Genomic DNA, 23,081 nt, shown 5'->3' with positions numbered 1-23,081 from the left:
CTATCTAACACGGGACTTTTTTGCCTTTTTTTCTGCTTAGAAAATTTTTTAGACATTTATAGCTCAAGATTAGTTGCGTTAAAAAGCAGCTAAGTCGCGGTTATTAAACGTTTAAAAGATAAAAAAACGCCAATGTTTTTAAATAGATGTTGACCGGGATTCCTTTTGCCTTTTTTTAGGTTATGCAAGAAGTCTAATAACTGATATAACTAAACATCGGTTATTAACCAAAGCGTTTATAACGCCCATTAAGCACGATAGAGAAAATCATTTATAATTGCTATGGCAACCAGTGTTGAAACCTGACGTGCCTTGTGATTTGATAAATATAGGTTTTTATCCGATTTCACAACAAGGGCTTCCGGGTGACTTTGAAAGTAAATATTACCATGTTTATCTTCAATTGCTTCTATTATTCCATCGTTAGAAAATGCTACAATTTTGTACCCAAGCAACTCTAATTTTCTTCTATTTTCCGGTGTATTACTTACTGCTCCTGAATGTGCATCTGGAAAACACGTTGAAAACCAGCCATTTTCATCAGGTGATAAAAATTTAGCTACTACTTCTGCTAGACGACTATTTGGAACAATCTTTATCCGCTGGAGAGGCACACCTTCTTGTTGTGGATTGGGTGCAGATTTTAAATGGGACCTTTGCTGTTCTTCATCGCTTACAAGATTTGCCACGCGCACTATTTCAATTCCTTTTGCATTCATAATACCTTGCAAACCGCCGCATATTCCAAGCAAATGAATTGCAGGATTATCATCTACTATTTTTACAATTGCCTCAGTAACAAGCTGGCGGCAAGGAGTGGGTGGAAAAGGCTCTGAGTGTAAATTATAGTAATTCCCCGGAATAAATATTCTATTTATTTTCTGCTCTTTAATGAATTGTGCAACCTCAATTTTTATTCGGTCTAGTGTTAGCTTTTTTGCCAGTATTTCGTCTTGTTTTGCAAGCTCAAGTGATTCTGCTTGAATTTTTTTAAGGCTAATTATTTTATTATAGTCAATTAATATAGCTTTAATTCCAAAATTATTGAACATCTCATATATAGTCTGAGACAACCCAAGCTCATATGGATATGTTTCTTCTTCTGTTTTCAATAAACCAACAATTATGTCTGCATTCCCTGCCAAAACAGCCGACGCTGGTTCTTCTTTTTTGGTTACATGCTGGAATACTGGTTTTTCACTAGCACCAGCATAAGTAATGCTGCTAAATAATAGAACCACAATTAATAAGAGGTTAAACATTTTATTATAATATTGACGTAACATGATTTACTATCTTAATAGTTATATTAATATTATAATATATAATGTAGCATTTTGCAACAAAAAGTTAATTTGGTAAAAAAGAGAGAAAGTGGCCTGAGCAGGAATCGAACCAGCGACACAAGGATTTTCAGTCCTTTGCTCTACCAACTGAGCTATCAGGCCAACCACATGCTTTCATTTTTAGATAAAAAATGTTACTATGTCTATCAAAAGTTTTTAAAGTAACTTATATAAAAATAAAGGATGAACATTAATCACAGAATAGGAATTTACCCTGGCACATTTGACCCTATAACCTTTGGGCATATTGACATAATAAAAAGAGCATGTAAGCTAGTTGATAAACTAATAATCGGTGTTGCAGGAAATGTGAGTAAGCATGCTACCTTTGACGCAAAGCTACGCACAAGCATGGCTGAAAATGAAATTAAAAGATTAGGAATTGGTGCAGATGTTGTATCTTTTAATGGGTTGTTAATGAAGTTTGCCAAAGAGCAAAATGCTTCTGTTATTATTAGAGGGTTAAGAGCAGTATCAGATTTTGATTATGAGTTTCAAATGAGTTGGGTAAATTATAAACTTCTCCCTGAAATTGAAACCATATTTCTTCCTGCCTCTGAGGATACTCAATTTATCTCATCAAGTTTTGTAAAAGAAATAGCAAGATTAGGAGAAAGTGTTAGCAAATTTGTGCCAGAAGGCGTTCAGAAAGAGTTGATTAGTCTGAATATGAATATAGTAAGAAGTGAAAAATAATGTTTATTTTCTATTCCCAAACATGTATATTTAATACATAAAATATTATAAACTAAAGGAGCAACATGACAGAAGTGGGGGATAATATTATAATGGTTTGTTGTCTTGGTAATAAGGATGAGGATCATATCCATCCGCCAATACTTTTGGAAGCAGGAGTGACAAAGCTTTGTCCTTTGTGTAAGGGAAAAATGGAAAAATTTAAACCTGAAGAATTGGAATTTGAAAGATTGGAACTTGAAGGATTGGAATCTGAAGGATTGAACCATGGAGAATTGAAACCTGGAGAATCTAAACCTGAAGAATTTGAAGAAGAATTTGAATCTGTTAAAGAATGTATTGTGACAGCGGCTGGTAAAGGTAAAAAGGAAGAGGGAAAAACCCGCAGATGAACTTTAATAGCACTTCATTTTTTTAAGTTAGCTAGCTTATATAGATAGCAATAAGAGGAGCAGTGAAAATGAAACTGTCCATACGGTCGAGTACTCCTCCATGGCCAGGTATTATACTTCCACTATCTTTAACATTGTAAGCTCTTTTGATGAGCGATTCAGTGAAATCGCCAATTTGCGCTAGAATAGCAATCGCAAGACCAATTATTGGAGAATAAAAAATTGAAAATAGACCTAAAAATATTGATCCAAAAATTGTACACACTATTCCAGCTAAGATTGCACCAAGAAGTCCTGACCAAGTCTTTCCAGGGCTAATAATTGGGCAAATTCTAGCTCCACCAAAATTCTTGCCAAACAGGTAGGCAGTAATATCAATTCCCCAAATTGTTAAGATGAGCCATACTAATGCGTACTTTCCCTGTGGTAGATTGTATAGGTATATTAACGAGGCGTTTGGTAGCGCAATCAATAATAATGCGAAAACGTATAAGATTCTGTTCCCCTGGGTTAGGTTATACCATTCAAAAGAAGATAAAACTGCTATTGAAAAAATTAACAGGTAAAACGATAAATCACTGAAGTATGTAGCAAAAGAAAAGATGAGCAATATTACTATTGAAGACAGTACTCTAACTATAAAGTTGTTATCTACCATATCTTTTCTCTCTTTTTGTATAATCTTCTAATGCTTTGCTCAAATCTTGACAAGAAAAATCAGGCCATAAAGTATCACAAAAATACAATTCAGCGTAAGCTGCTTGCCATAATAAAAAGTTGCTTAACCTTTTTTCACCGCCAGTGCGAATTAATAAATCCAATTTTGGCAGATCTTTAGTATATAGAAATTTTTCAAATTCGTCTTCTGATACACAATCAATATTTTCTTTCATAATACTACTTATAGCATGTATAATTTCTTGTTTTGCTCCGTAGCTCACTGCTACAGTAAGTAATAAACCATCGTTCTTATATGTTATTTCTTCTGCTTTTTTAATTTGATCAAGTATTTTTTTTGGTAACAAACTTAAATTGCCAATAAAATTTAACTTAATGTTGTAGTTGAGAATGAAATTAACTTTATCTTCATTAGTTAATACAGAGAAAAATAAATCAAATAGATGGTCGGTTTCTTCTTTAGGCCTAAGCCAATTCTCCATGGAAAACGCATACAAAGTTAAATAGGGTATGGTTAGGGTTGTGCAATGCTTAGCAATATCATATGCAACTTCACTACCCTTTCTATAACCATCAATTTTTATCCTTCCTTGGTTGCTTGCCCACCTACCATTACCATCCATAATAATTGCTAAATGTTTTGGTAGGGACTCGGCGCTTAATTCGTTTATCATTTAGTGATTCAGTATATCCTTTTCTTTGATAGATAATTCACCATCAATCTTTTTGATATTATCATCAGTAATATTTTGTATTTCCTTTTTAGCGCTATGAAAATCATCTTCTGAGATTTCTTTATTTTCCTGCATTTTCTCTATTTCTTCCATAATATCCCTGCGTATATTTCTAATGGCAACTCGCGCATTTTCAGCAAACTGATGCAATAATTTTACTAATTTTTCACGGGTTTCTTGTGTTAGGTCTGGAAGAGTTATACGTATGGTGTTACCCTCAACAACAGGATTTAAATTTAGATTAGCATTTAATATGGCATTTTTTACTTCACCTGTAACGCTAATGTCCCAAACTTTAATCGATAAGGTCTTATTATCTGTAACCGAAACGCCTGCAACTTGACTTAGTTTTTGATGTCCACCATAGACATTTACAACTATGCCATCAAGTAATGATGCACTAGCTCTACCAGTACGTATACCTTTAATATCATTATGAAAAGACTGAATAGTTTTTAGCATTCTTTCTTTTGTTTTAGTTTTTACTTCATTTAACATAAATTACCTATCATTTACAATCTGAAACTATAGTATAAGTACCATGACCCTTAACGATATTGACTATTTTTTCTTCTCTCAAAGAAAAAACTATAATTGGAATAGAGTTCTCACGCGCAAGTGAGATTGCTGATGCATCCATAACTTTTAGGTCACGAGTCAATAAATCCATGTAAGAAAGCCTATCATACATTACAGCATCTTCATTTTTTTCCGGATCAGCGGAGTATACACCATTTACTTGTGTACCTTTAAGAATAACATCACAATTCGTTTCAACAGCACGTAAAGCTGCAGCCGTATCTGTAGTAAAAAATGGATTACCTGTACCTGCTGCAAAGATTACTACTCTACCTTTTTCTAAGTGATGAATAGCTTTTCTTCTTATATAAGGTTCACATACAGTGGCCATGGGTATTGCAGACAATACTCTAGAAACTACTAAATTTTTTTCTAAAAAGTTTTGTAAAATTAAAGCATTAATTATAGTTGCAAGCATTCCAATATAATCACTGCTTGCTCTTTCACAGCCACTTAAAGATGCAGATGCACCACGAAAGATATTACCACCACCAACAACAATACATACCTGAACTCCAAGCTTGTAAATATCAGCTATATCTTTGCACAATTGATCTATGACTTCCATATCATGGCCAAAAGGTCGTGACCCCATCAAAGCCTCACCAGAGATTTTAAATAATACTCTGGAGTATTTTATTTTACTTCCTTCATCCGTTGAGGCAGTCATTTTTAACTACTTAATTTTTATTACCCAAAACAAGTAACTTGTAATCAGACAATTCAACAGAAGAATTTACACTTGATCTTATAAAATCAGAAACTTTCATTTTATCATCCTTTATAAATTTTTGTTCTAGTAAAACAACTTCTTCATAGTACTTAGCCATTCGGCCATCTACTATTTTTTTTGTCACTTCTTCAGGTTTATTTAAGCCTTTTACTTGCTCTTCAATTATAGAACGCTCATTGTTCAACTTTGTTTGATCCAGATCATTTATAGAGAGAGCTTCAGGCTTCATAGCAACCACGTGCATCGCTACTTGTTTTCCAATCTCTTGTAGCTTTGACTTATCACCTGATGATTGCAATGCAACTAAAGCACCAGTTTTACCTAAGCCACGCACATCACCATGTACATAGCCAGCAATAACTCCGTCCTTAGCTTCCAGATAACAAAGCTTGCTCAGCTCTAATTTTTCACCAAGAACCGATGTACCATTCATGATAGCTTCATGCACCGTACCAATGCCTTCATACTTGGCATTTTTTAACCCATCAACACTAGTATAGCGTTCTTGACAAGCAATTGACGCTAAATTTGAAACTAATTCTATAAATTTCTCATTTTTTGCAACAAAATCAGTTTCACAATTCAATTCAATCAATATACCATAATTTTCAGTCAAACACATAGCAATCAACCCATCTGAAGCTACTCTATCAGATTTTTTGTCGGCTTTAGCAAGTCCTATTGTACGTAACTTATCAATAGCTTTCTTGATATCACCATCACACTCTTCTAACGCTTTTTTACAGTCACTTAAACCAAGCCCTGTTCTATCACGTAGTTCTCTTATGTTATCTGGATTCATCTTCATTTGTTACTACCTCCTTTTCGTCCTCTTTGTAAACTCTATTATGCCCCTTTTTAATTTGCACAATACTATCTTCTTTTTCTCGAATAAACTCGTCACCCTTTACATCACCAACCTTAACTCCAGATTTTACTAAACTAGATTCTATTCCAGCTAATATAAAGTCAGCAGCTAATCTACAATAGAGCTCTATTGATTTTCTTGAGTCATCATTTCCTGGTACAGGATAAGTAATATCATCTGGATCGGAATTAGTATCAAGTATTGCAACTATTGGAATTCCCAATTTTTTAGCCTCTTTGACCGCAATGTGCTCTTTATTAGTATCAATGATGAATAAAATATCTGGAACTGCTCCCATTTCTCTAATACCACCTAACACCTTATCAAGTTTTTGCCTTTTCTTTTCGATATTCCCTAATTCTTTCTTTGTTAAAATGCTGTTTTCATCATTCAGTATTTTCTCATATTGAATTAGCGTCTTTATCGAAGAAGAAACAGTGCCCCAGTTAGTGAGCATACCACCGAGCCATCGATGATTTACATAATATTGACCACAACGAACTGCTTCACTTGCAATAATATCCAAAGCTTGAAATTTTGTACCAACAAACAAAATGCGACCACCCTGAGATGCAACGTCATATAAAGCTTTCATGGCTACCTGTAGCAATGGTAACGTTTTCCGCAAATCAATTATATGTATACGATTTTCTTGATGCACCCCATATATATATGGAGCCATTTTTGCATTCCAGCGACTAATTTTATGACCAAAATGTACACAAGATCCGGCTAAATCACGTACAGTGATTTCGGGCAAACTTGCCATATTCATTCCTCCAAATAGTTTATCCTCCATGGCACAACCCTAATAGGACTACTTGTATAAGCCATGTGTGAAATTAAATTATTTATATAGTAATATGAAAGACAACAAAATGCAAACAAAAAATATTGACAAAGGGCAGCGTGTTTATTAGCTTTAAAGTTGAAAACGCTAAAAAGAAATGGGGGGTGTAGCTCAGTTGGTTAGAGCGCATGCCTGTCACGCATGAGGTCGTGAGTTCAAGTCTCATCACTCCCGCATATACTTCTAGCGTAATCTAAACTCGCTATATTAGCCTCTTTTCACCATATTTAGGCATGTCTAATTTTGTTATGATATTTTGTATTTTTTTTCATAACCTCAGTTTTCCTATGTTCAATAAAAAATTGAAATTTTGTGAAATCTTTAAAAACCCAGTCATTAGCACAACTACCTGTCATTCAAGTAGCCAACTGGCATAAAAACTCCTTGACAAACTCCGCCAGTCATCTTATCATGGAAGTGAAGCTATTGTATTTGCTTTCGCCAATCTGCAGATTAAAAGGTAAGGATTACTTAAGGTATCGGCGTCTTATGTTCAATTTTTTGCAGTACATAGGTACTGTATGTCTTTACAAAACTTCATCTACATCTAGGTTTATACCTAAATAAGCTGAACGCGCTTACAAAGCGTTACAAGACATCAAAAAATGCCAATACTCGACAGAGATAGTAAAGGACTAGCTAACTCGGGTTTTCTTTGTCTTTTTTTCTGCTTGGTAAACTTCTTAAACACTTGCAGCGTAGGTTAGTAGCGATTAAAAGCGGCTGAATCTCTCTTGTCAAGCGTTTAAAACATAAAAAACGCCAGTACTTTAAAGCGGAAAATAATCACAGGGCTCCTTTTGCCTTTTTTCCCATTTAGCAAATTTCTTAAATATTTTCTTAAATTTTATAGCTAAACTGTATTCCAGACTGGAATAACAACGAAGGGCAGTGTCTGGGCACTGGGATAACAAAAGGAAGGAGCGCTGGAATGACATCATAGGGGTACTGCCATTATAGAGTGAACCAGTGTCAGCTACTCGGATGACGAGAAAGGAGCTGCTTGGATACCGGTGGACTCAAGTCACAATGTTCCACATTTAGCTATTCAGCAGCAGAATCGATTATACTTGTCCAAAGATGAGTGATGCGTTAGTACCACCAAAACCAAATGAATTAGAAAGTACATATTGGATTTTATGCTCTTGAGCCTTAAATGGTACAAAATTTAAATCACATCCTTCTGAAGGTTTGTGTAGATTTAAAGTTGGTGGAATGATTCCATTGTTTAACGCAAGGATACCGAATATTGCTTCAACGCTCCCTGCAGCGCCAAGTAAATGTCCTATAGAAGATTTGGTTGAAGAAACTGGTATGTTATAAGCGTGGTCACCGAATAATTGTTTCATGGCTATCACTTCGATTTTATCTCCAAGTGGTGTTGAAGTTCCATGCACATTGATATATCCTATTTGATTAGGATTAATTTGTGCACTCTTTAAGGCAAATTGCATTGCTTTGAATGCACCTCTTCCTTCTGGATGTGGTGCTGTGATATGGTGAGCATCTCCTGTTAGTCCATATCCAACCAATTCAGCATATATTTTTGCCCCTCTTTTCTTTGCATGCTCATATTCTTCCAGCACTAATATACCTGCTCCTTCACCCATGACAAATCCATCACGTTCTTCATCCCATGGCCTTGAAGCTTCCTCAGGTTTATCGTTAAATTTAGTTGATAATGCCTTCATAGATGCAAAACCTGCAATTCCAACCCTACACAGTGCACTTTCTGATCCACCTGCAATCATTACATCTACTTCACCAAGTTTTATAGCTCTTGCTGAGTTTATGATTGCATGCGCACCTGTTGCACATGCAGTTACCGCTGAATCGTTTGGGCCTGTAAATTCGTATTTAATAGAAATATGGCCAGATATCAAATTTATTAGACTTGCAGGAACAAAAAATGGACTAACACGTCTGGGCCCCTTTTCCTGCATGGTAATGACATTTTCCTGAATTGACGGAAGACCACCTATACCAGAGCCAACAGTCACACCAACACGTTCCCGATTGATATTTTGGTTCTCCAAAATTAGTGAATCGTCTACCGCCTGAATAGCTGCTGCAATACCGTAATGAATAAAGCAACCTGTCCTTTTTAGGTCTTTCTCAGAAATATAATCTAGTGGGTTAAAAAAGTGCTCAATGTTGTCGTGTTGTAGAGGAACTTGCCCCGCAACTTTGCAGGCAAGGTCAGAAGCATCAAACCTGCTGATCTTCTTTATACCAGATTTACCACTTACTAACTTAAGCCAAGTGTTTTTAACATCTGCTGCCAGTGGAGTAATTAAGCCAACACCAGTAACTACTACTCTTCTGCTCATTTAACGCTAACTATTAGTCTTTTTATTATTAATATACTCAACTATTTGCTCCATAGTTTCCATTCTTTGTGCATCTTCATCAGGAATTTCTATTCCAAACTCTTCTTCTGCTGCCATGATTATTTCAACTGCATCTAAGCTGTCTGCACCATGCTCTGAAAGCTTTGAAGAGTTGTTAAACTTCTCCACATCCTTACTAATGTGCTCTAGCACAATCTTTTTTACCTTTGTCTCTATGTCTTCTCTAGTGCTCTTCGTTAGTTCGCTATTCATTTTTTACCAAAAAATAACCTATTCTTTGATGTTATAAAAAATTTTTATGTTTGCAATATCTTTTATGATTGATAAACTATGACAAAGTTTCCTACCGCTCTAGCTGAGATCATCACACACTGAGCAATTAACAAACTCAAAAATGTTAGACGAAACAACAAAAAATTTGCTTATTGCAGAAATAAATAGATTTTTACCTAAAGATAGCCAAAACAAGCTTATATCAGCTATGCGTTATATGCTTCTTGCTCCTGCAAAATATATACGCCCTTTTTTAGTCATAGCTTCATCGCGAGCGTTTAACGTAGAAGCTAAAAAAGTAATATCAGCTGCTACAGCAATTGAATTTGTTCATGCTTACTCTCTAATTCACGATGATTTACCGTGCATGGACAACAGCGACACTCGCAGAGGTCAGCTAAGTTGTCACAAAAAATTTGACGAAGCAACAGCAGTGCTTGCTGGGGATGCGCTGCTTACTCTGACTTTTGAAATATTATCTTCGCTAAACGAGGATAGTAGTAAACGCTGTGAAATTATGAAAATTCTTTCTCGGTCAATAGGAGCTAAGGGAATGGTAAGAGGACAGACTTTAGATATTAACAGTGAGCATATAGATTTTAGACCCCAACCCTCTGTCATCCCAGTGCTTGACACTGAGATCCAGAAGGCTTTATCTACAAGCATTTCGTGCCAAAAGCCATGCGATGGTGGAGCTGAACATGAAGCTGATAAAATAAAAGAAATCCATTTGATGAAAACTGCGAAACTATTTGCAGCTTCATGCGAAATAGGCGCTATAATAGGAAGCGCTACAGACGAACAACGGAGAGCGTTATATAACTACGGAATAAATCTAGGGCTTATCTTTCAAGCTAAGGATGATATTGAAGATTATAAACAAGATGGAGCAAATAATTTAATGTCTATACTTGGTAAAAGTGAAGTAGAGAGCTATATAGAAAGTCTCTTTAAGCAAGCTTTGGATAATCTGAGTAAGCTTTCAGGAGATACTAATTATTTATATGATCTATTAAATCAAGTAAAAAAAGATGATTAGGAAGATTATATTACAACTACTTATTTCTATAGTAATAATTTTCACTTTAACTTCTGCTTTTGTGTTTGTTGTCGCTTATACAAACAAAAGTAAACCAGAAAAAAGGGACAAGCTTTATGAGATAAATACTGCACATGATGGTTTGGTACAGACGATAACATATTACCTAGTGAAACCAATACTTGAATCAGCGCTTGACCGCTATATTGAAAAGCATGGACTGACGGAATATTTAGAAGAAATAACACAGCAAAAAGAAGAAGAAAATTCGATAAATTTTTATGAAGTAACTGAAGGTAATGGCAGCAAAGCTTTCTGCGGTCAGGAAGTCCTGTTACAAATGTATAAAATATCTAATAATCTAGCGGCATCGCTTCCACTTCTAAATCAAGTCTCTGATGTTATTTTGAAAATAGGTCAAGATAACTGGAAAGAGGTGAGTTTAGGGTTAATAGGTATGAAGGAAGGTGGAGAGCGTGTAGTTACTATAAACAGTATTGCTAATGATAACAAAATGAATTTTAACTCTTATTATGTCAAACTAATCGAAGTAAAAGATAAATATCCCGACTCAGTAAACAATGTGATGATTTTTAATAATTTAATTAACAAGACTGGAAAACAGGTGAAGTGTGGTGACGAAATATCGGTTAAATATAGCGTAATAGGACATAATGGCAAATATATGATCAAAAATCAAACAGTGCAATTTAAGGTTGGTGACAAAAAAGTACCACTTGCTATAGAGCTTGGAGTTGTAGGAATGAGACCTGATAATAACAGAACTATCATTTCTCCACCGGAACTTTTGAATGTGACTGATGGCATGTTAATTGAAGACATAGATTTTGACGAAGAGAATATCTCAATAATTAATTTAAGCTTAGATGCTAAGTGAGAGATGGCAGCACATCATTAGACTTCTTTCAAAATTCACGTAAGGAGCTCAAAATTGTGGATAGCAGCAATCAAATTAAATCTTAAACCAAAACGTTTTCGTCGGTTTCTATATCTATCGGAAATGATTTTAAACCTTTTTAATAAGCCAATTACGTTTTCAACAATTGCCCTTTGGCTCATAAGTGTTCTGTTCTCTTTTTTTTGTTCTTTGCTTAACGGATTCTTTTTCGTTTTCCTGTGAGGTAATACAACATTTTTATGTATTTTTTGCATTCCTCTGTAGCCGGCATCAGCTAAGATTTTAGTTTCCGGCAATATTGCTACCTTTGATTCCCTAAATATCCGAAAATCGTGTTTCCTACCTTTCGAGAAAGATGTACATATTACTTTTTTACTCTTCTTCTCTGCTACTACTTGCGTTTTTATAGTATGCCTTTTTTTCTTTCCAGAGTAGAAGCATTTTTGCTTTTTTTTGGCCTCTCTACTGGTGTTTCAGTTCCATCTATTACCAAAACTTCATATTCTACATTACCCTTTAATAGCTCTTTTTTTCCCGGTAATGAAAAATCTGGATGTTTTATTAGCGTGTCTTCTACCCATCTTATTATTTTGAAACAGTTACTTTCACTCATGCCATAACTTTGACCAATGTGGAAATACGTTCGATATTCCCTCATATATTCTAATGCCATAAGCAACCTATCTTCTACGCAAAGTTTGCTTTTTCTTCCACTTCTAGCTTTTTTTCTTTTATCCTCCTCATCCAAAATTTCCACCATTCGCTTAAATGTTCCCTTTTTTTCCCCTGTTAAGCGCCTAAATTTCTTTCCTTCCAACTTTTCTATTTCTTTATATCTCATACCTTAAAATATCTGATTTTATACTTCTTTTCCCTTGTTTGCCAATTTTGAAAGAAGTCTATTGAAAAATAGTAAATAAAGTTTCTAATTAAAAATTTAGTTTTAACTTTAAATGGACTACTCAACCGTAACGGACTTAGCTAGATTTCTTGGATAATCGGCATCTAATCCTTTTTTTACTGCAGTGGAGTAAGCAAGGAATTGCATAGCAACACTATAGATGATCGGAGAGATAAAATTATCAACGTCTGGGAGTTGTATTACATCTTTACAAATCCCCCTTAGAAATGGCACTCCTTGCTTGTTACTAAAAGCAATTACTTTGCCTTTTCTTGCGATAATTTCTTGTATGTTGGATAGCGTTTTGAAAAATAAATTGTCGTATGGAATAATTGCTATAACAAGTACAGATGAATCTATCAAAGCAATCGAACCGTGCTTCATCTCTCCTGCTGCAATACCAATGGTATTAATGTATGAAAGCTCCTTTATCTTCAATGCACCCTCCATTGCAACTCCATATGAGCTTCCTCTACCAATTAAAATAATGCTGCTGTGCTCCAGTATACTGTCTGATATGTGTTGTACCTTCATCACATTTAAAACATGCTCAACATATTCGGGGATAGAGTTAATAGCATTGCTTAGCTGTTTTATTCTCTTTTCATCCAGCATACCTTTTATTTTTGCAAGCTCTAAGGCAAAGCATGCTAAAGTTGCAAGCTGTGAAGAAAAGGTTTTTGTTGAAGCAACACCAATTTCTGGCCCAGCAAGAGTATGTAACACAATATCTGAGATTTTTTCAATGCTGCTGTTAAATGTGTTAGTTATGCTAATAATCGTTTGCTTCTGTGATTTTGCATAGCGCAGTGCTTCCATGGTATCTGCAGTTTCGCCAGATTGAGAGATGAATAACCCAATGCTCCCTTCCTCCAGTCTGATGTTGCTATACCTGAATTCTGATGAGATTTCTAGATATACTCGAACTTGAGCAACACTTTCTAGCCAATATTTCGCTATTAGCCCAGCAAAATAAGATGACCCGCATCCAACTATAGTAATGTAACTCAGTTCAGAAAATAATTTTTTGTTGGTAGATATTACCTCTTTATACTTTTTGTAAAATTGATTTATTGTTTTGTTTAATGTGCAAGGTTGCTCGAAAATCTCTTTTAGCATGAAGCTAGAGTAACCATTTTTGCTGATTGGAAAACTGCTTGGACTATTATTTTCTATACTACGTTTAACTTGTACACCATTATTATATATACTAACTCCGCTAGATTTTATCACTGCAACGTCATCATCTTCCAAATACGATATTTTTTCCACCAGCGCATTTAAAGCATTGGAATCAGATGCAGCAAATACGGTGTTGCAGTTATAGCCTATTGCTAAAGGTAAATTTCTTTTTGCAACAAACAAAGCATCTGGATATTCTGCAAATAATAGGACCAAAGCAAACGAACCGTGTAGGTTGTTTAAACACTTAGATAGAGAATCAACTGGTGACAATCCTTCATTAAGATATAAGGTTAGCATATTTGGTATGACTTCTGTGTCGGTATCAGTGTGAAATGACATTCCCTTTTCTTCTAGACCCTTTTTTAGGAGATTGTAATTCTCAATTATGCCATTATGAGCAACAACAACATTATTTGTACAAATGGGATGAGCATTTTTAAGGTCTGGAACTCCATGCGTAGCCCAGCGAGTATGTGCTATGCCAACTGTACTGCTAGACATCTTGCTGTTACCAACAACTTCGCATAATCTTTCAACTTTACCTTTTGATTTTTTAACTTCTACCTTGCCTTCATTGTTTATGATTGCTATACCTGAAGAATCATATCCCCTATATTCTAATTTCCGCAACCCAGTCAGTAAAGTTGGTATTACCGAATCACCGTCACTTACTACACCAAATATTCCACACACAAATGGATCACCAAATGAACTTTCTTTTAAAGTTATGCAGCATTTTTGCCTTTATCATCTTTTCCCTTTTTACTTTTCTCTGATTGATTTTTATTCTTTTTATCGTCCTTCTCGATTTTTCCTTTTTCAATTGGTTTGATTTGAGCTTCTTTGTTTAAAACTTCAGATATAGCGGACTTTAGAACTTTTATCTCAACTTTTGGTGCTATTTCTATTACAAATTGTGCATTTGCTTCATCAACTTTGTTAACTTCACCTATTATCCCTCCAGAAGTAACGACTGTATTACCACGCTTTATTTGATCTATAATTTTTCTATGTTCTTTTAGCTTTTTGTGGTTTGGACGGATAATAAAAAAATAAAATACTACGACTATTAAAATAAGTGGAATAAGACTAGCAAAAGATGTTGATGCATTGCTAGCTGCATCTGCTGCAAAAACTTCAGAAATGAACATATTTAATCCTAATTGTTAATGATAAATTGAGGTAAACCTGCTTAAGTATTAATTACAATACCATTTCATGTCAAGTTTGATGAAAGAAAATAATACTTCCTGTAAAAAAAATGAAGAAAGTATAGCTAACCCAAGGTCATACCGCCACGGCGCTAACGCGTAGCGGAATGACGGTTGTCGTTTTGGATCTGGTAGACCAAGATCACAATGTTCGTATAGCTGCAACCCTGGAGGTACTGTTTCTCATCCACTGCAAATATTGCACGGTGCTGTCGACTTGATCATCGTGGCGAATTTCTGGGAACATCAAAATCTCATACTCAAAGTCATTGAGCCATACTGCTTGGTGCAGCAGAAAAACCTTGCCAGACTCTATCATCGGAACAATTTGATGAAATCGAGTGAGCTTACCACTATGTGGCATTATTTTGATAATAGACTTCTTTCAAAATTGATAAAAGACAAAGAATTAGTATAAAATCATATATTTAAAATGTATGAGATATGAACAAATAGAGAAACTGGAGGGAGAGAAATTTAGGCGCTTAACAGGAATAAAGCAGACAACTTTCAATAGGATGGTGGAAATTTTAGATGAAGAAGATAGACGAAAAAAAGCAAAGAGTGGGCGTAAAAGCAAGCTTTGTATAGAAGACAGGTTACTTATGGCATTAGAATATATGAGAGAAATGAAGGAAAGAACAATCATCTGTAAACTAGTGTTGAGTTTCCGCTCGCAATTTTTCCACAACCGCCTACACTTTTCTAACCAAGCAAAAGATCGTTCTACAACCCATCTTTTTGGCAATACAGCAAAGGAATGTAATTCACTTCGTTTTATTACTTCTACAGCTGCTCCAATAATCGTTTTTATTTGAGTTGCAAAATTCTCTCCTGTGTAACCTGCATCAACTAGTATATTTTTAACTCCAGAGAGTTTTTTTTTGCATTTTCCACCATTCTTACAGCACTGCTACGGTCAGTTGCTTCTGCAGTTGTTACATAAATTGCATGTGGTAAACCTTGTGTATCAACTGCTATATGGCCCTGAAATCTTTTTGCCTGCATCATAGCCCTTTTTCTCAGCAGTATCTGCGTTTTTAACGCTTTGGGCATCAATTATGCAGAAACTGTTTCCGACCATTGCCCTCTCCAACTAATTTTTTTTAACCAGCAAACTTGGCTCTTCTCCGTTCCTTTTATTCCACATTTGAAAATAGTAATATACGTTTTCCCACCTTGGAAAATCTTTTGGCAACATTCTCCACTGACAACCACTTTTCAGACACTGTACAAAATACATCGTACAAATCAAGCTTTCTTGGTTTTGTTTTCCTCCTGCTACTCTCCAGAATTGGTTTGATTTTTTCAAATTGCTCTCGACTTATATCGCTTGGATAACTTTTTTGCATAGATATACCTCATTACGCCTATTTTATATCCTTTTGAGATTTTAAACAGGTTCTTAGTATATCAATAAAAAGAAAAGCAGTGGTAACAAGCAAGAATTAGATAGGTCAGAAAGGTATATATAAATATTTAAAAATTGTGAATCTTGCTTGTGTTAATCAAATACAAAGTCACTGTTCATTACAAAGTTAGTAAAGATTCTGGTTTACTTAAAGTTCGTTAATTGCTATTTTTTAAAACACAATATTTACTATAGCACCGTATGCTTAGGATTTTTTCTAAAGTTTTGTTTATATTAATGTTTTTGGTTTCTAGCTTTTTTACTGTGCATAATGCTGAAGCTAAGTCTAAGGTGAAGCTTAGTAAGAAATATATACCTCCAGGTAATCCTGGCGGTGCAAATTTTCATGCAGATGAGGATTTTGCTGCGTCATATAAACTATATGAAAAGCGTAGAGAACTTCTAAAGAAAAAAAAGTTGCAAGATCGAACTGATTTCAACATAAACAAAGAAAATCTAGCTAAGAAATTAAAAGAAAAAAAAATTGCGAGCCTTGATCATGAGTCAAGCAACGAAGAAGTTTGTATAATCGACGATGAAGAGGATGCTATGGTAAATCAGCATGGTATCAATATTGCACATTTAAAGGGTGCTGTGCTTATAGATCAAGGACCAATTTCTCAATATGAAGGCAAGCAACACAAGAGTAAACGACAAGGAGAAAAAAAAATTACTTCAACACGAGAAAAAAAAGTTTCTCCTATAAATGTTACTATAAAAGACACTCCATCAAAAAGAACGTGCTCACATGATTCCATTGCTAACATGGTACAGCGTAGTTTGAACGGCTCAGATTCATTTGGAAGTGTAGCTGATACAGTAGAGTAGATTTAATAACATGCTAAATAAAGATCTAGCAAGTTATGACTTGAATGACAAAGTATACGCTGCTTCTCGACATAAGACTCATGTTGTAAAAGTTGGACAAGTAAAGATAGGTGGAAATAATCCTATAGTTGTGCAATCTATGGCACTTGGTGTACATGTAGATTCTGACAATATAAAAAGCGATGCTAAGCGATATGCAAAAGAAATAATAGAGCTAGTGCATGCAGGTTCAGAGTTGGTGCGAATTGCTTTGAACTCAGAAGAAGTAGCAAGAGCAATACCTTATATAGTAGAAGAGATAAATAAAGAAGGTTTTGACGGTAAGATATTGGTAGGCTGCGGGCAGTATGAACTAGATAAATTAGTTCAAGATTATCCAGATAACATCAAAATGCTGGGTAAGATTAGAATCAATCCAGGTAATATAGGTTTTGGCAACAAACGTGATGAAAAATTTGAAAGGGTTATAGAGTATGTAATAAAACATGACCTTCCTATTAGAATTGGAGTAAATTGGGGCAGTCTTGACAAATATCTGTTGCAGAGGCTGATGGATGAAAACTCTTCATCTAGTAATCCAAGGCCTTCCAATGTTATACTGCGCAAAGCGCTTATAGTTTCTGCTCTTGGCAGTGCAAAAAAAGCCGAAGAAATTGGTCTCAATTCAAACAAAATAGTCATTTCATGTAAAGTGAGCAAAGTGCAAGATTTAATTTTAGTTTATACGGCACTTGCAAAATCTTCTAATTATGCTTTGCACTTGGGTTTAACTGAAGCTGGTATGGGCAATAAAGGCGTGATAAATACCACAGCAGGGCTTACTTACTTGTTGCAAAATGGCATTGGAGATACAATACGGGCTTCTTTAACTCAACGTTCTGGTGAATTACGAACTAATGAAGTGACAGTGTGTCAGGAAATATTGCAGTCCATAGGCTTGCGCCACTTTAATCCTCAAGTTAATTCATGTCCTGGTTGTGGACGCACAAATAGCGATCGTTTTCGAATATTAACTGAAGAAGTAAATAGTTATATAAAAACTCATATGCCTACATGGAAGAAAAAAAATCCAGGTGTAGAGCTTATGAATATTGCTGTCATGGGGTGCATCGTAAACGGTCCTGGAGAAAGTAAACACGCAAATTTGGGAATCAGCTTACCTGGATATGGAGAAAAGCCTGTTTCAGCGGTTTATAAGGACGGCAAATACTTCAAAACTTTACAAGGTGATAATATCTTTGAGGAGTTTAAGATAATTATTGATGATTATGTGAAGGAGCATTACACGCATAAACAATAACTACTAATTGCTTTTTATATCATCTAGCAAATTTCTTATTTTTTTTTACTTTACTAAAAAACCCTTCAGATTCCTGTCGCATACTTGAATTTTCTTCCTCTTCAAGGGCTTTTAACAGCTCAATTTGCTTTTTAGTTAAATTCTTTGGATTTAAAGTTTCAACTATTACCTGTACGTACAAATCACCACGAACATGTGAGTTCATATATGGCATACCCTTTTCCCTACAACGTAGTTTGGTACTAGTTTGAGTACCTTCAGGAACTTTTACTTTTATTTGAGCCCCGTCAATTGACTGGACATCGATTTCACCACCAAGCACTGCTAGTGTCATTCTTATGGGCACCTTACAATGTAAATCTGCTTTATTTCGAGTAAAGATTTTGTGTGGAGCGATTTTAATATATACATATAAATCTCCGTTTTTTCCACCTCTTGCCCCAGCTTCTCCTTTACCATTTACTCTTACCTTAGCGCCTTCTTCTATACCCTTTGGAATTGAAACTGATATATTTACTTCATCTCTTCTGCGCCCGCTTCCACCACATTTTTTGCATTTATTTTGTATTATTTCTCCTTCTCCATAACATGTGGTACATGTTCTTTCGATTGTAAAAAAGCCCTGCTGGGTTCTGATTCTACCGCTTCCTTGGCATGTGTGGCACTGAACTGGTTTGATTGCTCCTTCACTACCCGTACCTTGACACGTGTCACATTTTATATTTGTGACATAATGTATAGGCGCTTGTATTCCTTTAAACGCATCTTCTAAAGTAATTTCAAGATCATAACGTAGGTCAGCTCCAGATACTCCCGTTGTGCTTCTTTTTGCTCTTGATCTGCTTGCACCACCACCAAATCCTCCGCCAAAAAAGTCATTGAATATATCACTAAAATCTCCTGCGGAGCTGAAACCCTGAAACCCACCAGAGGCATCTTCGTGGCCATAATGATCATAGCCTGCTCTTTTCTCAGAGTCAGACAGAACTTCATATGCAGCCGTTATTTCTTTAAATTTTTCCTCTGCTTCTTTATTACCAGGATTTCTGTCTGGATGATACTTTAACGCTAATTTTTTATATGCTTTTTTTATCTCGTCAATACTGGCATTCCTGCCGACTCCCATCAAATCGTAGTAGTCTTTTTTACTCATATATAATAGTTTAGTGCTTAGCCTTTAAAGATAGGTATTTCATACATTAATTTCAAGTGTGATCTCTGTTTTCTGTGTATGCTAAAAACATAATGCACCCTGAGCGACTCGAACGCCCGACCTTTTGATCCGTAGTCAAATGCTCTAATCCAACTGAGCTAAGGGTGCTTCCACAAAATTAACTTTAGCAGATTTTATGGCTTGATTCAATTAGTTTGGCTAAAAATAAAATAGAGCACAAAGCCAACCTGATAGGATCCTTACTGTTTACTTAAATTTAATCAGTAGACTTCTTGCATAACTACCTGTCATTCAAGTAGCCAACTGGCATAAAAACGACTTGACAAACTCCGCCAGTCCTCTTATCATGGAAGTGAAGCTATTGTATTTGCTTTCGCCAATCTGCAGATTAAAAGGTAAGGATTACTTAAGGTATCGGCGTCTTATGTTCAATTTTTTGCAGTACATAGGTACTGTATGTCTTTACAAAACTTCATCTACATCTAGGTTTTTACCTAAATAAGCTGAACGCGCTTACAAAGCGTTACAAGACATCAAAAAATGCCAATACTCGACAGAGATAGTAAAGGACTAGCTAACTCGGGTTTTCTTTGTCTTTTTTTCTGCTTGGTAAACTTCTTAAACACTTGCAGCGTAGGTTAGTTGCGATTAAAAGCGGCTGAACCTCGCTTGTCAGGCGTTTAAAACATAAAAAACGCCAGTACTTTAAAGCGGACAATAACCCCAGGGTTCCTTTTGCCTTTTTTTTATTTGGTAAGTTTCTTAAATATTTTCTTAAATTTTATAGCTAAACGACAACCGTCATCCCGCTGCTTGTTAGCGCCGCGGCGGTATGACGTAGGACTGCTGATATTCCCGCTACGCGTTAGCGGAATCTATGATGAGATACCGCGGCGGTATGACGTAGGGGTTCCAGCGTGTGACGCTGGAATCCAGATAAACTGATAAGATAACAAATTTACTAAAACCCTTACCGTTTACTTAAATTTAATCAATGTGATAGATAATTTAGCATTAAATAGAAATTATCGGAGGCATAATGAAAAATTTTCTTTTGCTTGTAGCTTTAATTTTCTCTTTTGTGTTTGATGCAAATGCTGCAAAGCCTGCAAAGACTTCTGTTGATGATGATACAACAGAAGGCGTGATATGCAAAATAGTAGACTATACTCACAAACTAGGTGGACCGATGATTACGATAGTAATAATTGGTGCAGCATTACTTGCAATATTTGGTAGAATGCCATGGCCAGCACTTTTTTGACTATGCATGTTGATACTCCTATAAAAAATTTATATTGTTGAATTTGCCATTTTTAAAATCCATCAGAATTTTAATAGTTTCTGGTTTATCCTCAAATAAATATTTGCCCTTGGCTTTACTATCATCTTTTCGCATTTTAATTTTGCCACTATTAATTCTATGGTAGAGCCAATTCCTAGAAACTTTGAGGATCTTTGCAACTTGTGTAACAGTAAGGTAGCCAGGTGCAAGAAGATATGGTTGATGTCTTTTTCGAAAAATATTATTTTTTAATCGAATACTTTCGACTGTACTTCTTAAAACAACATTTTTCTTTGGAGAGCGATATCCTTGTTTTTCTAAGTACTTGGCAATTTCTATATCTGATTTACCCTACTTACTTAATTTTATTATAAGCTGTTCCATTTCTGTTGCTGTGGTTAATTCATAAAAGGATTTTACTGGAGTAGGAACATGAAAAGTAGTAGTTTCTCCACCATGCCATACAATACGTATTTGTAAGCAATCGCGTTTGATTCGGTGTGCTACTACCTTATCAATTATGCAACGAAGAAAGGATTTTTGCTGTTGACTTGACAGAACTGACTTATTCCAAATTTCAGGCAATTTCTTACCTATATCTAAAAATACTGTTTTCAGTTCTTCAGATAACTGAGGAGCAGGTTTGCTTGGACATTGACGTTCAAAAGTAATTTCCGCTTGCTTGAGTTCATTTAATGCTTGTTCCCAACGTCTTTCAAGTTCTGCAGCTACAAGACGATTATCAGGATCAACTTGATTAAATTGTCGTTCTGCCAACTTAGCTTGGTAGCTCAGACGTTCTAATTGTTGCAAATGTACTTTATTAAGCGCTTGTTCAGATTGTGACTGTGAATCAATAGCATTAGTATAAGCATCTAATTCGATTTGACTAAGTGCTGCAAAAAATTTAGAAACCACTGCACAATCGATAATATCAGTTAGTAAACGCTGACATACAGGTTCATGATATTTTCGTTGCAGGTAATTACACATATAATAGTTTCTTTCTTTATATCGCATTGTCATTTTGTATCCACATTCTCCACAATAGATTATTCCCTGCAATAATGCTTCTCCTGATCTAGCTATACCACGCGTGCTATTATATTTATACTTTGCATAATTGTCTTTTAGTATCATCTGAATTTTTATAAAGCTTTCCCAATCTATATAAGCTGGATATTTATCTTTTATTAAAACTTTCCATTCTTCCATTGGTATGCGTTTTGTTGTTTTTTCAGCAGAGAATATTTTATGACTTCTAGTACGACCATAAACAAATGCTCCAGCATAAGCTGGATTTTTAAGTATCGAGAGAATTTTTCCACGTGTTGGTTTTTTCCATTGCAGCTCTTTAAATGTGTCATATCTAGGAATAGTAAGTTGATGGTCATTAAAATGCTTTAGAATTTTTGATGCTGCTCGTTTCTCTAGAAAAGTCTCAAAAATAAGCTTAATACGATGCTGAACTTCAAGATTAGGATCCTTATGTACTGAGTCGTCTAGGTAACGAACAAGGCCAACTGGAAGAGACAAGGCTAAATCACCTCGTGCTGCTTTATTCAATAATCCAGCATTTAGTCGAGCTCTTATAGTAGATAATTCCATTTCAGCAAGTTGCCCTTTTAGACCCAGTAACAACCGACCATTAATGCTACCAGGATCATAGATACCATCCCGATCAGCTATTAAACACTGTTTATAGCCACATATATCCAGTAACGGATACCAATCAGAGCAATTCCGTGATAAACGGGTTACATCATAAGAGAGTATGATTCCTACTTTTCCTAAAGTGACTTTAGTAACAAGTTCTTTAAATCCTTCACGCTTTTCAACACTAGCACCAGTTATACCAAGATCAGTGTCAATTATAATAATACTATCAGCTTTCCAGCCAAGATCAATTGCCCTTTGTTTCAGCGCATACTGCAACTCTAGACTTTCTTGATTGCTTAATATTTGATGATGTGTTGATTGTCTGATGTAAATTATTGCTTCGCGTGCTAAATGTTGTGCTGTGATTAGCTCTGATGTACTCATGGATAACCTCTTTGGATACTAATAATATATTTTCTAAAACTTCTGACTTAAAACGTTGCAGCATTTTCTGCCACACTTGACATGGTTTACATGGCATAATTTATACTCCTTTGCTATAGAAACAAACTCGTATAATGAAGTCCATGTTAACTTGCTGGTGAGAAAATCTTGCTTACTAGCTAAGTTAGTAGAAAAAAATGGAATATGTAGAGTGATGTTATCACGATAAATAACAGATACATTACCACCTTTGTAGGCTGTTGAACTGAAAGATGATACGGGAAA

21 protein-coding genes, 3 tRNA genes and 4 pseudogenes are annotated in these 23,081 nt (G+C 35.3%); 9 read left to right on the top strand and 19 right to left on the bottom strand.

What is annotated here, in order from left to right; all coding sequences use genetic code 11:
- Nucleotides 1-248: 248 nt before the first annotated feature.
- On the bottom strand, nucleotides 249-1,286 hold the full coding sequence (locus ACICP6_RS04235; RefSeq protein ID WP_395462732.1) for a gamma-glutamyl-gamma-aminobutyrate hydrolase family protein: 1,038 nt from the start codon (nucleotides 1,284-1,286) through the stop codon (nucleotides 249-251).
- An 89-nt stretch (nucleotides 1,287-1,375) separates the two neighbouring features.
- A tRNA-Phe gene (locus tag ACICP6_RS04230) sits at nucleotides 1,376-1,448 on the bottom strand.
- Nucleotides 1,449-1,529: 81 nt separating this feature from the next.
- Between ACICP6_RS04230 and coaD the strand changes: the two genes are divergently transcribed.
- Both coaD and ACICP6_RS04220 read left to right on the top strand, forming a co-directional pair.
- The gene (gene coaD, locus ACICP6_RS04225) at nucleotides 1,530-2,042 is read left to right on the top strand and encodes a pantetheine-phosphate adenylyltransferase (RefSeq protein ID WP_395462731.1); all 513 of its coding nucleotides are present in this window, start codon (nucleotides 1,530-1,532) and stop codon (nucleotides 2,040-2,042) included.
- Nucleotides 2,043-2,107: 65 nt separating this feature from the next.
- Nucleotides 2,108-2,434, top strand: a complete 327-nt coding sequence (locus tag ACICP6_RS04220; RefSeq protein WP_395462730.1) for a hypothetical protein — start codon at nucleotides 2,108-2,110, stop codon at nucleotides 2,432-2,434.
- 31 nt (nucleotides 2,435-2,465) lie between these two features.
- Here ACICP6_RS04220 and ACICP6_RS04215 read toward each other — a convergent pair whose 3' ends face one another.
- The 6 genes from ACICP6_RS04215 to rpsB are packed head-to-tail and all read right to left on the bottom strand — an operon-like array spanning nucleotide 2,466 to nucleotide 6,795.
- A complete protein-coding gene (locus tag ACICP6_RS04215) occupies nucleotides 2,466-3,092 on the bottom strand; it encodes a phosphatidate cytidylyltransferase (RefSeq protein WP_395462729.1) in 627 nt (208 codons plus the stop codon).
- A complete protein-coding gene (gene uppS, locus ACICP6_RS04210) occupies nucleotides 3,082-3,786 on the bottom strand; it encodes a polyprenyl diphosphate synthase (protein WP_395462728.1) in 705 nt (234 codons plus the stop codon). Before uppS ends, ACICP6_RS04215 begins: the two co-directional genes overlap by 11 nt.
- Nucleotides 3,787-4,344, bottom strand: a complete 558-nt coding sequence (gene frr, locus ACICP6_RS04205) for a ribosome recycling factor (RefSeq protein ID WP_395462727.1) — start codon at nucleotides 4,342-4,344, stop codon at nucleotides 3,787-3,789.
- Between the two features lie 10 nt (nucleotides 4,345-4,354).
- Nucleotides 4,355-5,095 carry a UMP kinase gene (gene pyrH, locus ACICP6_RS04200; protein ID WP_395462726.1) on the bottom strand — a complete coding sequence of 247 codons (741 nt, stop codon included), beginning with the start codon at nucleotides 5,093-5,095 and terminating at the stop codon, nucleotides 4,355-4,357.
- A 10-nt stretch (nucleotides 5,096-5,105) separates the two neighbouring features.
- Nucleotides 5,106-5,966, bottom strand: a complete 861-nt coding sequence (gene tsf, locus ACICP6_RS04195; RefSeq protein WP_395462725.1) for a translation elongation factor Ts — start codon at nucleotides 5,964-5,966, stop codon at nucleotides 5,106-5,108.
- Entirely contained in the window at nucleotides 5,947-6,795 is an 849-nt protein-coding gene (gene rpsB / locus ACICP6_RS04190; RefSeq protein WP_395463669.1) for a 30S ribosomal protein S2, read from the bottom strand. Before rpsB ends, tsf begins: the two co-directional genes overlap by 20 nt.
- A gap of 181 nt (nucleotides 6,796-6,976) precedes the next feature.
- On the opposite strand from rpsB, the gene ACICP6_RS04185 reads away from it, so the two are divergent.
- Nucleotides 6,977-7,050, top strand: a tRNA-Asp gene (locus ACICP6_RS04185).
- A gap of 890 nt (nucleotides 7,051-7,940) precedes the next feature.
- Here ACICP6_RS04185 and fabF read toward each other — a convergent pair.
- Both fabF and acpP read right to left on the bottom strand, forming a co-directional pair.
- The gene (gene fabF, locus ACICP6_RS04180) at nucleotides 7,941-9,206 is read right to left on the bottom strand and encodes a beta-ketoacyl-ACP synthase II (RefSeq protein ID WP_395462724.1); all 1,266 of its coding nucleotides are present in this window, start codon (nucleotides 9,204-9,206) and stop codon (nucleotides 7,941-7,943) included.
- A 6-nt stretch (nucleotides 9,207-9,212) separates the two neighbouring features.
- Entirely contained in the window at nucleotides 9,213-9,479 is a 267-nt protein-coding gene (gene acpP, locus ACICP6_RS04175; RefSeq protein ID WP_395462723.1) for an acyl carrier protein, read from the bottom strand.
- 142 nt (nucleotides 9,480-9,621) lie between these two features.
- Between acpP and ACICP6_RS04170 the strand changes: the two genes are divergently transcribed.
- On the top strand, nucleotides 9,622-10,539 hold the full coding sequence (locus tag ACICP6_RS04170) for a polyprenyl synthetase family protein (RefSeq protein WP_395462722.1): 918 nt from the start codon (nucleotides 9,622-9,624) through the stop codon (nucleotides 10,537-10,539).
- The gene (locus ACICP6_RS04165; RefSeq protein WP_395462721.1) at nucleotides 10,532-11,437 is read left to right on the top strand and encodes an FKBP-type peptidyl-prolyl cis-trans isomerase; all 906 of its coding nucleotides are present in this window, start codon (nucleotides 10,532-10,534) and stop codon (nucleotides 11,435-11,437) included. The genes ACICP6_RS04170 and ACICP6_RS04165 overlap by 8 nt, the downstream gene beginning before the upstream one ends.
- A 35-nt stretch (nucleotides 11,438-11,472) precedes the next feature.
- On the opposite strand, the gene ACICP6_RS04160 is transcribed toward ACICP6_RS04165, so the two are convergent.
- The 4 genes and pseudogenes from ACICP6_RS04160 to terL all read right to left on the bottom strand — a co-directional run.
- A protein-coding gene (locus ACICP6_RS04160) for an IS5 family transposase (RefSeq protein ID WP_395462622.1) occupies nucleotides 11,473-12,299 on the bottom strand; the annotation gives its coding sequence in 2 pieces (ribosomal slippage) (nucleotides 11,473-11,912 and nucleotides 11,912-12,299; 828 coding nt in all).
- Between the two features lie 117 nt (nucleotides 12,300-12,416).
- Nucleotides 12,417-14,237, bottom strand: coding sequence for a glutamine--fructose-6-phosphate transaminase (isomerizing) (gene glmS, locus ACICP6_RS04155; RefSeq protein WP_395462720.1), 1,821 nt, complete (start codon nucleotides 14,235-14,237; stop codon nucleotides 12,417-12,419).
- Between the two features lie 32 nt (nucleotides 14,238-14,269).
- On the bottom strand, nucleotides 14,270-14,695 hold the full coding sequence (gene yajC / locus ACICP6_RS04150; protein ID WP_395462719.1) for a preprotein translocase subunit YajC: 426 nt from the start codon (nucleotides 14,693-14,695) through the stop codon (nucleotides 14,270-14,272).
- Nucleotides 14,696-14,897: 202 nt separating this feature from the next.
- Nucleotides 14,898-15,131: pseudogene (gene terL, locus ACICP6_RS04145) on the bottom strand (phage terminase large subunit); the annotation flags it as partial.
- A 61-nt stretch (nucleotides 15,132-15,192) separates the two neighbouring features.
- Here terL and ACICP6_RS04140 point away from each other — a divergent pair.
- Nucleotides 15,193-15,390 (top strand): annotated as a pseudogene (locus ACICP6_RS04140) (IS5/IS1182 family transposase); the annotation flags it as partial.
- On the opposite strand, the pseudogene ACICP6_RS04135 reads toward ACICP6_RS04140, so the two are convergent.
- A pseudogene (locus tag ACICP6_RS04135) lies at nucleotides 15,375-16,107 on the bottom strand (IS5 family transposase); the annotation flags it as partial. The pseudogenes ACICP6_RS04140 and ACICP6_RS04135 overlap by 16 nt on opposite strands.
- Before the next feature lie 260 nt (nucleotides 16,108-16,367).
- On the opposite strand from ACICP6_RS04135, the gene ACICP6_RS04130 reads away from it, so the two are divergent.
- Nucleotides 16,368-16,994 (top strand): TRP75-related protein, encoded by a 627-nt coding sequence (locus ACICP6_RS04130; RefSeq protein WP_395462718.1) that lies wholly within the window; start codon nucleotides 16,368-16,370, stop codon nucleotides 16,992-16,994.
- A 10-nt stretch (nucleotides 16,995-17,004) separates the two neighbouring features.
- Nucleotides 17,005-18,294, top strand: coding sequence for a flavodoxin-dependent (E)-4-hydroxy-3-methylbut-2-enyl-diphosphate synthase (gene ispG, locus ACICP6_RS04125; protein WP_395462717.1), 1,290 nt, complete (start codon nucleotides 17,005-17,007; stop codon nucleotides 18,292-18,294).
- A gap of 19 nt (nucleotides 18,295-18,313) precedes the next feature.
- On the opposite strand, the gene dnaJ is transcribed toward ispG, so the two are convergent.
- Together dnaJ and ACICP6_RS04115 are read right to left on the bottom strand one after the other, a co-directional pair.
- Entirely contained in the window at nucleotides 18,314-19,447 is a 1,134-nt protein-coding gene (dnaJ, locus tag ACICP6_RS04120) for a molecular chaperone DnaJ (RefSeq protein WP_395462716.1), read from the bottom strand.
- Nucleotides 19,448-19,540: 93 nt separating this feature from the next.
- A tRNA-Arg gene (locus tag ACICP6_RS04115) sits at nucleotides 19,541-19,615 on the bottom strand.
- A gap of 892 nt (nucleotides 19,616-20,507) precedes the next feature.
- On the opposite strand from ACICP6_RS04115, the pseudogene ACICP6_RS04110 reads away from it, so the two are divergent.
- Nucleotides 20,508-20,729: pseudogene (locus ACICP6_RS04110) on the top strand (TrbC/VirB2 family protein); the annotation flags it as partial.
- A 21-nt stretch (nucleotides 20,730-20,750) separates the two neighbouring features.
- Here the strand turns inward: ACICP6_RS04110 and ACICP6_RS04105 are convergent.
- Nucleotides 20,751-20,924, bottom strand: a complete 174-nt coding sequence (locus tag ACICP6_RS04105) for a hypothetical protein (protein ID WP_395463668.1) — start codon at nucleotides 20,922-20,924, stop codon at nucleotides 20,751-20,753.
- A gap of 180 nt (nucleotides 20,925-21,104) precedes the next feature.
- Nucleotides 21,105-22,796, bottom strand: a complete 1,692-nt coding sequence (locus ACICP6_RS04100; protein WP_395462683.1) for a recombinase family protein — start codon at nucleotides 22,794-22,796, stop codon at nucleotides 21,105-21,107.
- Nucleotides 22,797-23,081 lie beyond the last annotated feature (285 nt).

The organism is Wolbachia endosymbiont of Cantharis cryptica (assembly GCF_964277405.1).
Taxonomy (GTDB): domain Bacteria; phylum Pseudomonadota; class Alphaproteobacteria; order Rickettsiales; family Anaplasmataceae; genus Wolbachia.
Note: the sequence above shows the minus strand (reverse complement) of the source record. Positions and strands in the feature narration are given on the sequence as shown.